Annotated in this window: 8 protein-coding genes; 2 read left to right on the forward strand and 6 right to left on the reverse strand. The window is 69.9% G+C overall.

Going from position 1 to position 12421, the window contains the following annotated elements:
- Positions 1 to 840: 840 nt before the first annotated feature.
- The 5 genes from pyrE to clpB form a co-directional block, all read right to left on the reverse strand.
- The gene (pyrE, locus tag AHOG_RS27375) at positions 841 to 1410 is read right to left on the reverse strand and encodes an orotate phosphoribosyltransferase (protein ID WP_245856478.1); all 570 of its coding nucleotides are present in this window, start codon (positions 1408 to 1410) and stop codon (positions 841 to 843) included.
- A 185-nt stretch (positions 1411 to 1595) separates the two neighbouring features.
- Positions 1596 to 2279, reverse strand: a complete 684-nt coding sequence (locus AHOG_RS27380) for a hypothetical protein (protein ID WP_093943878.1) — start codon at positions 2277 to 2279, stop codon at positions 1596 to 1598.
- Between the two features lie 24 nt (positions 2280 to 2303).
- Entirely contained in the window at positions 2304 to 3077 is a 774-nt protein-coding gene (locus AHOG_RS27385; protein ID WP_093943879.1) for an SDR family NAD(P)-dependent oxidoreductase, read from the reverse strand.
- A 272-nt stretch (positions 3078 to 3349) separates the two neighbouring features.
- On the reverse strand, positions 3350 to 4081 hold the full coding sequence (locus tag AHOG_RS27390; RefSeq protein ID WP_245856479.1) for a type III secretion system chaperone family protein: 732 nt from the start codon (positions 4079 to 4081) through the stop codon (positions 3350 to 3352).
- Positions 4082 to 4406: 325 nt separating this feature from the next.
- The gene (clpB, locus tag AHOG_RS27395; RefSeq protein WP_093943880.1) at positions 4407 to 7004 is read right to left on the reverse strand and encodes an ATP-dependent chaperone ClpB; all 2598 of its coding nucleotides are present in this window, start codon (positions 7002 to 7004) and stop codon (positions 4407 to 4409) included.
- Positions 7005 to 7650: 646 nt separating this feature from the next.
- On the opposite strand from clpB, the gene AHOG_RS27405 reads away from it, so the two are divergent.
- The gene (locus AHOG_RS27405; RefSeq protein ID WP_093943882.1) at positions 7651 to 8517 is read left to right on the forward strand and encodes an alpha/beta fold hydrolase; all 867 of its coding nucleotides are present in this window, start codon (positions 7651 to 7653) and stop codon (positions 8515 to 8517) included.
- A 192-nt stretch (positions 8518 to 8709) separates the two neighbouring features.
- Here AHOG_RS27405 and AHOG_RS27410 read toward each other — a convergent pair whose 3' ends face one another.
- Entirely contained in the window at positions 8710 to 10266 is a 1557-nt protein-coding gene (locus tag AHOG_RS27410; RefSeq protein WP_093943883.1) for an SLC13 family permease, read from the reverse strand.
- Positions 10267 to 10552: 286 nt separating this feature from the next.
- Here AHOG_RS27410 and AHOG_RS27415 point away from each other — a divergent pair, with 286 nt between their 5' ends.
- A complete protein-coding gene (locus AHOG_RS27415) occupies positions 10553 to 12202 on the forward strand; it encodes an alanine/glycine:cation symporter family protein (RefSeq protein WP_093943884.1) in 1650 nt (549 codons plus the stop codon).
- The last annotated feature ends 219 nt before the right edge of the window (positions 12203 to 12421 follow it).

The following is a 12421-nucleotide window of genomic DNA, read 5'->3' on the forward strand; positions in this document are numbered from 1 at the left end:
ACGGGGCGGCTCCCCGTCGGAAGACGCACTCCCGTTGTGGAACTCGCCGGGTCAGAGGTAGGCGACGCGGTCGTCGGAAGGCCTGCTCCCGCGAACCGGTTCACGTTGGTCGGTTCTCGTGCCGTTCCGCCGACGCCGGTCGATCCGCCTCTACGTGGACGAGCCGGTGCCATCGCACTTCGGCGGAGGTGTCTCGGTGGACCTGTCGGACAAGCTGAATACGGTGTCACCCGCGATGCCGTGTCCGGCGACGGCGCGACAGCGGGCGTCGAAGAGGGTCTGGCCGGTCCGAAGAGCGCGCGGTGCCGACCTCCGCCCCACGGCAGTCGTGCGGTGTCGTGCCGCCTCGACACAGGGCTGTTCCGATCCGACCGCGGCGGCGTCAGAGAGGTCTGCGCCGTCATGATCACCTCGGCGGCGACCACCGCCGCCCGTCGGGCATCGTCGGTGAGGGCGTGGGCCTGCCGCAGCCGCGTTACGACTCCCATGACCGACATCGCTCGACTCCTCACCTTCGGTGACCGCCTGCGGATGCCGGACGGCGCCGCGTCCCGGTCACACGGGGCGCCCGGCGCACAGGCGGGCGGGGTTCGGCCGAATCCGTCACCCTTGATCGCCGAGACGACACCGTCGAAGCCGGCATGTCCGATGCGCCGGGTGCCGCAGTCGTGATCATGGTGTGCGGGCAGACCGCGGAGCAGACGGCTCACGGGCGACCTGCCGCCCGGCGACGGCGCTGCATGTGCCGCAGCCCGTCGCGCTCGCCACCGGCGTCACCCGGCAGGACGCAGACCAGTCGGTGGCGGGCGGGATCGCGCCGCACGGCTCCGCCCGCCTCGGTCAGCTCAGCCCGAGATCCGGCAGGCCGAGCAGGTAGCGATACGGCAGCCCCTCGGCCTCCACCCGCTCACGGGCTCCGGTGTCCCGGTCGACGACCGTCGCGACGCCCACGACCTCGGCGCCCGCCTCACGCAGCGCCTCGACGGCGGTCAGCACACTGCCGCCCGTGGTGGAGGTGTCCTCCACCGCCAGCACTCGGCGGCCCGCGACGTCCGGACCCTCGATCCGGCGCTGCATGCCGTGCTGCTTGGTCGCCTTGCGCACCACGAAGGCGTCCAACGCCACGTCGTCCCGCGCGGCGTCGTGCAACAGGGACATCGCCAGCGGATCGGCGCCCAACGTCAGGCCGCCCACGGCCGTGTAGTCCCAGTCGGCGGTCAACTGCCGCAGCAGCCTGCCCAGCAGCGGCGCCGCCGCGTGGTGCAGCGTCACCCTGCGCAGGTCGATGTAGTAGTCGGCCTCGGCACCGGAGGACAGCACCACCCGGCCGCGCACCACGGCCAGCCTCGAGACCAGCGCGGCCAGTTCACGCCGGGCCGCGTCGTCCACCGACGGCTGCGACGGTGTCACCTGAGAGTTCGATTCGCCTCGCACAAGGCCCCAGACTGGCACATCCGGCCCGAGCACCATCCGAGGCCTCGGCATGCGGGCGCCCGGCCGACCGGGGACCGACGGCTGCGGCGACGCGAGAACGCACGGCCGGGCGCGCGACGATCCGATGCCCCCGGCGGAGCGGCGTGGGGAGACGGATCGGTTCAGGCGCGGTCCTGCCAGACGTAGTCGGGGACCCGCTCCACGATGTCGACGACGAAGGTCGCCAGCGGCGCGATGTCCGCCGGGCGCAGCCTGCCCGACCGCCAGCTCAGGAGATTGCCGCCGTCGAACCGGAAGGGCAGCGATCTGAACCGTTCGTCGCCGAGCATCCACTCCATGGTCCGGGGATGCAGGATGTCATAGGCGAAGCGGCCGTCCTCGGTGTCGATGCGAAAGGCGCGGTTGAACTCCTCGCTCTCCAGCTGGAGGTCCTTGACACCGAAGACGCTCATCAACCGGTGCCCGAGATGCTCTCGGGTCACCTCCAACACGGGCCGGGGCGTCGGGGTGAACACCGAGGCCACCGCGAAGCGATACGTGGTGTCCCGGCGATTCTTGCCCGATCCCTGTCGTTCCACGTAGAAGTACTCGAAGACCACCAGCCGTCTGCCGCGATGCGCGCCCTCCACGACGTGTTGGGCACCCCGCCGATGACCCCGGCGGAACATGGGTGCCTGGAAGTGACCGACCCATCGATCGTCGCGAGGCCGATACGACCAGCCGTGCGCGTCGGCCCAGGCCTGGAACTCCGCGCGCCTCTTGCGCCGGAGATGCCGGGCGATCAGTAAGGTGCCGACGATCAGCAGCCCGAAGGCCAGGACCGCCAGGATTCCCAGCGCCTCCACGATTCCCCCGCTCCGTCTCGCCCGTCAGTTCGACCGGGCGTTGACGCGGGACGCGAGTCGCCGCACCAGTGCCCGAGGCAGCAGACCGGACAACGCCGCCGCGGCCTTGTACGGCAGGGCCGGGATCGACAGCACCCGATCGCGCCGCAGGTCACGCAGACAGTCGTGGACGACCCGATCGGCGTCCAGGTACAGCGGGGCGGGCACACCGCTCATGTCGATGCCCGCGCGGTCATGGAACTCGGTCCGGGTGAAGCCGGGGCACAGGGCGAGGACGCGCACCGCGCTGCCCGTCGTCATCCGCGCCAGTCCCTCCGTGAACATCGTGACCCACGCCTTGCTCGCGGTGTAGGTCGAGCCGCGGCCGGGGAAGAAGCCCGCGACACTGGACACGTTGATCACCGCGCCGCGATTCCTGGCGAGCATCGGCGGCAGCGCGGCATGGCTGAACTGGAGCACGGCGGTGACGTTCACGTCGAGCTGTGCGCGCAGCCGATCGAAGTCCAGCTCGAGGAAGTCCTCGGACGCGGTGAATCCGGCGTTGTTGACCAGGAGGTCCACCGGCCGGTCCTCGGCGCGAAGGCGGTCGGCCACCCGGTCCCGATCGGCGTCCTTCGCCAGATCGGCGGGCAGCACCTCCACGGTGATGCCGTGTCGGTCCCGTAGGACGGCGGCCAGCTCGGTCAGGCGGGTCTCATCGCGGGCGACCAGCACCAGATCGTGGCCCTCGGCCGCGAGCCGTCGCGCGAAGGAGCGGCCGATGCCCGCGGTCGGGCCGGTGATGAGCGCGGTCGTCATGTCTGGCACGGTAACGGCCGACACGGACCGTGTCACCGGAATCCGCGTCCGGATACGCGGCGCCCTGGTCGAACGCCCACCCCGCCCATGGCGGCAGGCGAGTCGGCAGGCAGCGTACCCGCGGACCGATGGCCCGCCGCGCGGCCGTCTCCCTCACGTCCGCACGAGGGCGTCATGCCTGTCGACGGCGAAGGTGATCGGCCGTCGCCCCGGACACCGCCGCGCCGACGACTCCGCGCCCGACCGGCGGCCCGGCCGAGCCGATCGCCCCGTCAGGACGACGGCCGGTAGACCTCGTCCTGTTCGCGCTTGTCCGAGGGTGCGGCCTCCAACGCCGGGATCTCGTCGTCCACGACGTCCTCGGCGTCGGGATCGAAGGGATCGACCAGGTCGGCGATCTCGCCGACGTCCCGCAGCAGTTGTTCGAGCCGGGCGGGCGCGGCGCTGGGCGGCGCGGCGGCCACCACCCACTCGTTCTCCAGCCACACCACCACGACGTCCTCGCCGATCTCCTCGGCGGCCTCGACGAGGTCGGGCGTCATCAGGGCGCGAGCGGCGTTCAGGTTGGTGACGAAGGCGTAGCGGGAGCCGACCGGACCGAGCAGGTCGAGTCCGGACTCCTGCGGCACGGGAACGCTGGGCAGCCACAACTCCACCACGACGTCGTGCTTGCGGCGACAGCGGACCGCGATCAGCACCGAGCTGATCCGACCGCCGGTCTCGTGATCGAAGACGTAGACCTGACGCCTGCCGTCGGCGGTGAAGGTGGAACCGGCGACCACGTCCTTGGCGAGCCCGCTGCCGTGGGGAGCGAGAGCACCGTGTTCCCACCGAGTCGGCAGGACCTGGTCGACCTCGGCGAACTGCCAGCCACGCAGCGCCGCCCACCGACGACGCTCCCGGTTGCGCGCCGTGCGCTGGGCACGATCGGCAGCCAACAGGACGAAACCACCCACGGCGAAGAGCACGGCCACCGTGAACCAGACCCAAGTAGGCACGTTCACAGTGCGAAGGGTAGCGACGTGCTCGGCGGTTGGCGAAGATCGCGGTACCGATAAAGTCCTATCTGACTCAAAGTGACGCCTCTCGGCCTAGAGTTCGGTGGTCACGCGGAATCCGCCCGCATGACGATCACGGCCGGTGACGCCGGATCGGCGGGCGCCGCGCCGGTCGGCCCGCGGCACCCCGATACGGCGGACGTCGAGCATCCGCGCTCCGTCCGCTGTGGACGAGATCGCGACGGTCCGCCGTCGCCCCCGCTCCCGGCCGGGAGCGATCGCCCCCGGCCGGATATCCGATGCGGTCTGCGCCACCCGCGATGCTCGCGCCTCACTCGCCGGCGGGCTCCCCGCGCCGCACCGTCAGCCCGTCGGCGTCCTCGGCCAGTTCGACCACCGCGCGGTCCCCGTCGCGGATCTCGCCCGCGAGCAGCTGCCGCGCGAGCTGATCGCCGATCGCGGACTGGACGAGCCTGCGCAGCGGGCGGGCGCCGTAGACCGGATCGAAGCCGTTGAGCGCCAACCACTCCTTGGCGGCCTCGTCGACCGCCAGCTCCAGCCTGCGCTGCGCCAGCCTGCGTGCCAGCCGAGCTACCTGGATCTCGACGATCCCGGTCAGCTCCTCGGTGGCCAGCGAGTGGAAGACGACGAGGTCGTCGAGCCGGTTCACGAACTCCGGCTTGAACCGCCTGCGCACCTCCGCGAGCACCGCGTCCCGCCGGTCGCGTTCGTCCAGGGTGGCATCGGCGATGAACTGCGAGCCGAGGTTCGAGGTCAGCACCAGGATGGTGTTGCGGAAGTCGACCGTGCGGCCCTGGCCGTCGGTGAGCCTGCCGTCGTCGAGCACCTGGAGCAGCACGTCGAAGACGTCGGGATGCGCCTTCTCCACCTCGTCGAGGAGCACCACCGAGTACGGCCGCCTGCGGACCGACTCGGTGAGCTGGCCGCCCTGGTCGTAGCCGACGTATCCGGGCGGTGCGCCGACGAGCCGCGCCACCGAGTGCTTCTCGGCGTACTCGCTCATGTCGATGCGGATCATGGCGCGTTCGTCGTCGAAGAGGAACTCGGCCAGCGCCTTGGCCAGCTCCGTCTTGCCGACGCCGGTGGGGCCGAGGAACAGAAAGGAGCCGGTGGGGCGGTCCGGGTCGGCGACGCCCGCCCTGGCCCGGCGGACGGCGTCCGACACCACCCGGACGGCCTCGGGTTGACCGACGACCCGCCCGGCGAGCATCTCCTCCATCCGGAGCAGCTTCGCGGTCTCGCCTTCCAGCAGCCTGCCCGCGGGGATGCCCGTCCACGCGCTGACCACGTCGGCGACGTCGTCCGGCGTGACCTCCTCCTTCAGCATCACCTGTGATTCCGCGCCCGCCTCGGCGGCTGCGGCCAGTTCCTTCTCCAGCGTCGGAATCCGGCCGTAGCGCAGCTCGGCGGCCCGCCCGAGGTCACCGTCGCGTTCCGCGCGCTCCGACTCGCCGCGCAGCTGTTCGAGCTGCTCCTTGAGCTCACGGGTCCGGTCGATGGAGCCCTTCTCGTTCTGCCAACGGGCGGTGAGGCCCGCCAACAGCTCCCGTCGTTCCGCGAGTTCGGCGCGCAGCGCGGCCAGCCGCTCCAGCGAGGCGGCGTCGTCCTCCTTGGCCAGCGCCATCTCCTCGATCTCCAGGCGACGCACCGCGCGCTCGACCTCGTCGACCTCCACCGGCCGCGAGTCGATCTCCATGCGCAGCCGCGACGCCGCCTCGTCCACCAGGTCGATGGCCTTGTCCGGGAGGAAGCGCGCGGTGATGTACCGGCTGGACAGCGTCGCGGCGGCGACGAGCGCGCCGTCGGTGATCCGCACGCCGTGATGGACCTCGTAGCGCTCCTTGAGGCCGCGGAGGATGGCGATCGTGTCCTCCTCGGTCGGCTCGCCGACAAGCACCTGCTGGAAGCGCCGTTCCAGCGCGGCGTCGGACTCGATGTGACCGCGATACTCGTCGAGCGTGGTGGCGCCCACCATCCGCAGCTCGCCCCTGGCGAGCATGGGCTTGATCATGTTGCCCGCATCCATGGCGCCCTCTCCGGTGGCGCCCGCCCCGACGATGGTGTGCAGCTCGTCGATGAAGGTGACGACCTGACCGGCCGAGTCGGTGATCTCCTTGAGCACCGCCTTGAGTCGTTCCTCGAATTCGCCCCGATACTTGGCGCCCGCGACCATCGAACCGAGGTCGAGGCTGACGACGCGCTTGCCGCGCAGGGACTCCGGCACGTCGCCCGCCACGATCCGCTGCGCGAGGCCCTCCACGATGGCGGTCTTGCCGACACCCGGCTCGCCGATGAGGACCGGGTTGTTCTTGGTCCGGCGGGACAGCACCTGCACGACACGGCGGATCTCGGCGTCGCGGCCGATGACCGGGTCGAGTTCACCGCCTCTGGCCCGCTCGGTGAGGTCGACGCCGTACTTCTCCAATGCTTTGAAGGTGCCCTCCGGGTCTGGGGTGGTGATCCGCGCCGATCCCCGCACCTGGTCGAACGCCTCGCGCAGCGCCTCGGGGCTCGCCCCCTGCTCGCGCAGCAGATCGGCGACGCGGCCACCTGCGACGGCGAGCCCCACCAGCAGGTGTTCGGTGGAGACGTACTCGTCGCCCATCTCGGTGGCCAGCCGTTGCGCATGGGTCATGGTCTTGAGTGCCTCGCCGTCGAACTGCGGGGCGTTGACCGTGGCACCCACCGCGGAGGGCAGGGCGGCACTGAGCTTGTCGAGCCCGGCCCGCAGCGTCGTCACGTCGGAACCGACGGCCGAGAGCAGCGGGACGGCCACCCCGTCGGTCTGCGACAGCAGCGCTCCGAGCAGGTGCGCGGGCGCCACGTTCGGGTTGCCCGCCACGGTGGCGGCCTGTGCCGCCGACGAGATCGCCTGTTGCACCTTCGTGGTCGGGTTGAAAGCGTCCATCCCTCACCTCATCGCAGTCTTCGCACGTCGTTCCGGTCGGACAGCGAGCTCGCAGGCATCTCCGCCTCCGCCTGCCCCGGCTTCGCCGACCCTCTCGAGACTCCCGCAGGCCGGGCTCGGCCGCATCGGACGTCGTCCTCACACACACGACGACGTCAGATAAGTTGAGCCTACCGCACTCAACTTACCCGGATCTCCAGCGCGATGTCGGCGCAGGGGTGTGAATTCATCGACGCGCCGGCGACATCGGACAGGCCGGCGAGCGGGGCCGCTCCCGATCCATGCGGCAGAGCCCGCCGCGTCGGAGCCGATGGGCGACGAGGACGGCCGGGCGGGCCGGGCGGCGGCCGCCCCCGTCGGGCCGATCGAGCCCGAACGCGCCGCCCGCGCCCTGCTCGATCGGACGGCGATCCGACGCGGCATGCAGGCAGCCGCCACCCGAGGCTCGTCCGAGCCGTCCGCGACGGCGGCGCGGGTTCCGCGAGATCGCCGCAACGAGCGAGTGTGCAGCCCACTGACGCCCGGCGGGGTGCACCGAAGGGCGCACACGAAAGCGAGCTAACCCCCTTGGTTGCATTTGGCGGTCATGGAGTGCATGCTTGCCTGGCGATCAGCTAACCAGCTAAACCTTCTGGAGGGGTTAGATATGGGCTCGGTGCGGTACCGGACCGCCGTCGTCGACGGCCACGAGATCTTCTATCGCGAGGCGGGCGCCGCCGACGCTCCCGCGATCGTGCTCCTGCACGGTTACCCGACCAGCTCGTTCATGTTCCGTGAGCTGATCCCACTGCTGGCCGACGACTACCGCGTCATCGCGCCGGACCACCTCGGTTTCGGCCACTCCGCTGCTCCGGGCGTCGACGAGTTCGACTACACCTTCGACGCCCTCGCCAAGCTCACCGCAGGCCTGCTCGACCAGCTCGGCCTCGACCGCTACGCCCTCTACGTGCAGGACTACGGCGCGCCGATCGGCTGGCAGCTGGCCCTGTGGCATCCCGAGCGGATCTCCGCCGTCGTGACCCAGAACGGCAACGGCTACGAGGACGGCTTCGTCGAGTCGTTCTGGGCCGGCGTGTGGGCCTACGCGGCCGACCCCGGTCCCGAGACCGAACGCGCCGTGCGCACCGTGCTGAGCCTCGACGGGATCCGCTGGCAGTATCTGCACGGCGTGCCCGATCCGAGCGTGGTCAGCCCGGACACCTGGGCGCACGACGTCGCCCTCGTCTCACGCCCTGGCAACGACGAGATCCAGCTCGCGCTGTTCCGCGACTATCGGAACAACCGCCCGCTCTACCCTCGGCTGCACGAGTTCCTACGCACCGGCGAGGTCCCGGTGCTCGCCGTCTGGGGCCGCAACGACGAGATCTTCGGCCCGGCGGGCGCCCGCGCCTTCGCCCGCGACGCCGCGGACGTCGAGGTGCACCTGATCGACGGCGGTCACTTCCTGTTGGAGAGCCATCTGGACGTCGTGGCGGGCTACCTTCGCGGCTTCCTCGGCCGGGTGCTGCGCTGAGCGGGCGTCGCGGGCCGCCCGCGACTGCCGAGGCCCACGACTGCCGAGGCCCACGACTGCCGAGGCCCACGGACCGAGGCGGCGGCTCGACGCCGGGTGTGACGGCCGGGACGAGAAGGGGCCGACCCCGGCGACGGCGTGATCGCGAGATCACGTTCGCCGTGCGGATCGGCCCCGGAACCTCGACTCCGGCTAGAGCGTGAGCCCGAAGACCAGGCCCGCCAGCGCGTACATCGCGATGGTGATCAGGGCGACGGCTATGAGGTTCAACCAGACGCCTGCCCGCACCATCTGGTTGATGGTCACGTAGCCGGAGCCGTACGCGATGGCGTTCGGCGGGGTGGCGACCGGCAGCATGAAGGCACAGGTCGCCGCCAGTGCCACGGGGATCGCCAACAGCATCGGATCGAGGCCGAGACCCAGGGCGACCCCGCCGAGGATGGGCAGGAAGGTGGCGGCGGTGGCGGTGTTGCTGGTCAGTTCGGTCAGGAACAGCACCAGCACCGCGACCAGCGCGATGAGCACCACCAGCGGGAGCACGCCGAGTGCGGTGACCCGCTCGCCGATCCAGGTGCTCAGGCCGGTCGTGGTGAACTGCCCGGAGAGGCTCAGCCCGCCGCCGAAGAGCAGCAGCACGCCCCACGGCAGTTCCTTGGCCGTCTCCCAGTCGAGCACGTTGACGCCCTTGCGCGGCTCCACGGGCAGCAGGAAGAGGAGCACCGCGACGACCATCGCGATCACTCCGTCACTGACGTTCGCCAGGAAGGGCAGTGCGGTGGCGATCGCCTCGACGTCGGCGAGCAGCGGGACGCTGATCCAGGAGACCGCCGCCAGGACGAAGACCAGCAGGGTCAGCTTCTCCCCTCGACTCAGCGGGCCGAGCTTGGCGAGCTGCTCCTGGATGAGCTCCCGGCCGCCGGGCAGCTCCTTCATACGGGGCGGGTAGACGAATCGGGTCAACACGAGCCACGTGAGGAGCAGGAAGACGACGGCGATCGGAACGCCGAAGAGCATCCACTGCCCGAAGCCGATGTTGATGTCGTGATTGTCGGCGAGATAGCCGACGAGCAGGGTGTTCGGCGGCGTGCCGATGATGGTGCCCAGCGAGCCGATGGACGCCGCGTAGGCGATGCCCAGCATCAGCGCGCTGCCGAAGTTGGGATCGCCCTTGCCGTCGCCGAGCTGCTTGACCAGTCCCAGCACGGAGAGGCCGATCGGCAGCATCATCACCGCCGTCGCCGTGTTGGACACCCACATGCTGACGAAGCCGGTGGCGACCATGAATCCCGCGACCAGCATCCTCGGGCTCGTCCCGACGGCGAGCACCGTGCGCAGCGCGATGCGCTTGTGCAGGTTCCACCGCTGCATCGCCAGGGCCAGCATGAAGCCGCCCATGAAGAGGAAGATGATGTCGTTCGCGTACGGGGGCGCGACGTCGGCCAACGGGGCGACGTCGAGCACCGGGAAGAGCACCAGGGGCAGCAGCGCCGTGGCGGGGATCGGGATCGCCTCGGTCATCCACCAGATCGCCATCAGCAGCGCGATGGCCGCCGTCGCCTTCCCTTCGGGAGCGAGGGTGTCGGGCAGCAGGAGGAGCGCGGCCAGGAACACCACCGGCCCGGCCCCGAGCCCGATCCACCGACGGGAACCCCCGGACTTCTCGTTCGAGGCCTGCGGTCCGTCCGGCCGTGCGGCATCGCCCGCCCCGGCCTGGCCGCCGTTCGCAGGCTGCTCGTCCGCTTGAGTCACCGCTTCGCTTCCCTCCCGTGATGGTCGGCCGTGTCGGACCGGCGCCGTGGCCGTCTGCCTCGGCGAACGCGGGCGTCGACACGGCCCTGGGGAGCAGAAGCTATCTCATGAGTCACGCACCTCACTACGAAAAGTTTTCATGATCTTGACATTCAGGTGACCTGGGCGGACGGGCGTTCACCGACAAGGCGGCCAGGACGGGAGAAGATGTCTATTCGGCTACGGAAGGTAGTTTTCCGGCTCCGGCACTTGTCTCGGAGGTCCAGACCCATTCCACTACGGGGTCATGTCTTGGGACACACTTGCGCCACCGGCTCACGCGCCGTGGGCAGCCGACTCGACCCAACCACCACCGCTCGCCGCGGAGGGCGGAGCGCTCTCCGGCATCGAGGAGGGCATCAACAGCGTCTTCGCCCCCATCGAGGAGGCCGCCGACGGCCTGATCTTCGCCGAATGGACCCTCTTCGGCATCTCCTTCCCATGGATCGTCGCGTGGCTGGTCATCGCGGCGGGGATCTTCACCATCTACTTCGGGCTCATCCAGTTCGGGAAGTTCCGCCTGGCGCTGCGCATCGCGCGAGGTCAGTACACCCGAGACGACGAACCCGGCGAGATCACGCACTTCCAGGCGCTGTCCTCGGCCCTGTCGGGGACGGTGGGGCTGGGCAACATCGCGGGCGTGGGCGTCGCGATGGTCATCGGCGGTGCGGGTGCGACCTTCTGGATGATCATCGCGGGTCTGCTCGGCATGTGTACGAAGTTCGTCGAGTGCACGCTCGGGGTGAAGTACCGCGAGATCCATGCGGACGGCACCGTCTCCGGCGGCCCGATGTACTACCTGCGCAAGGGCATGGCGGAGCGGTTCCCGAACGGCGTCGGACGCGCGGCGGGCAAGGTCATGGCGGTGGGCGCCTCGGTCTTCCTGCTGTTCTTCGCCCTCGCGGGCGGCAACATGTTCCAAGCGAACCAGACCTTCGCGCAGGTCCAGTCGGTGACCGGCGGTGCCGACGGGCTCTTCGGCGGCGACGGCGCCGCGCTGATCTTCGGCCTGGTGCTGGCAAGCGTGGTGGCGCTGGTGATCATCGGCGGCATCAAGTCGATCGGCCGCGTCACCGAGAAGCTGGTCCCCGCGATGGGGATCGTGTACGTGCTGGCCTGTCTGACCGTCATCCTGGTCAACATCGATCAGGTTCCCAGCGCGGTCAATGCCATCATCTCCGGTGCCTTCAACCCGCAGGGCGTCGCGGGCGGAGTCGTCGGGGTCCTGATCGTCGGCTTCCAGCGTGCCGCGTTCTCCAACGAGGCAGGCGTGGGCTCCTCTCCCATCGCACACGCCGCCGTCAAGACGAAGCACCCGGTCACCGAGGGCTTCGTCGCGCTGCTGGAGCCCTTCGTCGACACGGTGATCGTCTGCACCATGACCGCGCTGACCATCATCATCGCCAACACGCAGCTCTGGCGGGACGGTCAGGCCACCGTGATGGCGGGCGGCGATGCCCCGGACGGCGTCACGATCACCTCGGCCTCCTTCGAGACCGTGCTGCCGTGGTTCCCGTACGTCCTGACCATCGCGGTGATCCTGTTCGCCGTCTCCACGATGATCACCTGGGCCTACTACGGTCAGAAGGCCTGGACGTTCCTGTTCGGCAAGAGCCGGGGCAGTGAGATCACCTACAAGGCCGTGTACTGCTTCTTCATCATCGTCGGCACCGTGCTCACCCTGGGACCGGTGCTGAACTTCGCCGACGCGACACTTTTCGTCGCGGCCCTCTTCAACATCGCCGGCCTGTACTTCCTGGCGCCGATCGTGAAGCGCGAGGTCAAGGACTATCTGAGCCGCCTGCGGTCGGGCGAGATCGTGCGCATCACCGGTAAGAGTGGCGACACCGGAGCGGGTGGCACGGGTGACGTGGAGCCGACGAAGGTGAACGACTGACGCCGACGGCACCGAGGAGACGGGGATCGCCGGGCGACCGGCCGGGCCGCAGGCCGATGTCCACAGCGTCGATCAAGCTGTCCCGAAGCGGAAGCGACTAGTCCACCGGTTGTCCCCAACTGTTCCCCGAGTTGTCCACACAGCCTGTGGATAACTCGGGGAATCCCTCGTTCTGGGCTCGAGTTGTCCACAGGCTGTGGACCGCCTAGTCGATCTTCC

This window comes from Actinoalloteichus hoggarensis (assembly GCF_002234535.1).
GTDB lineage: Bacteria > Actinomycetota > Actinomycetes > Mycobacteriales > Pseudonocardiaceae > Actinoalloteichus_A > Actinoalloteichus_A hoggarensis.

What these genes read in the sequence shown, in the direction of transcription:
- AHOG_RS27385 (WP_093943879.1), bottom strand. Translation starts at nt 3,077, where the DNA reads ATGACGACCGCGCTCATCACCGGCCCGACCGCGGGCATCGGCCGCTCC.
- clpB (WP_093943880.1), bottom strand. Translation starts at nt 7,004, where the DNA reads ATGGACGCTTTCAACCCGACCACGAAGGTGCAACAGGCGATCTCGTCG.
- AHOG_RS27405 (WP_093943882.1), top strand. Translation starts at nt 7,651, where the DNA reads ATGGGCTCGGTGCGGTACCGGACCGCCGTCGTCGACGGCCACGAGATC.
- AHOG_RS27415 (WP_093943884.1), top strand. Translation starts at nt 10,553, where the DNA reads ATGTCTTGGGACACACTTGCGCCACCGGCTCACGCGCCGTGGGCAGCC.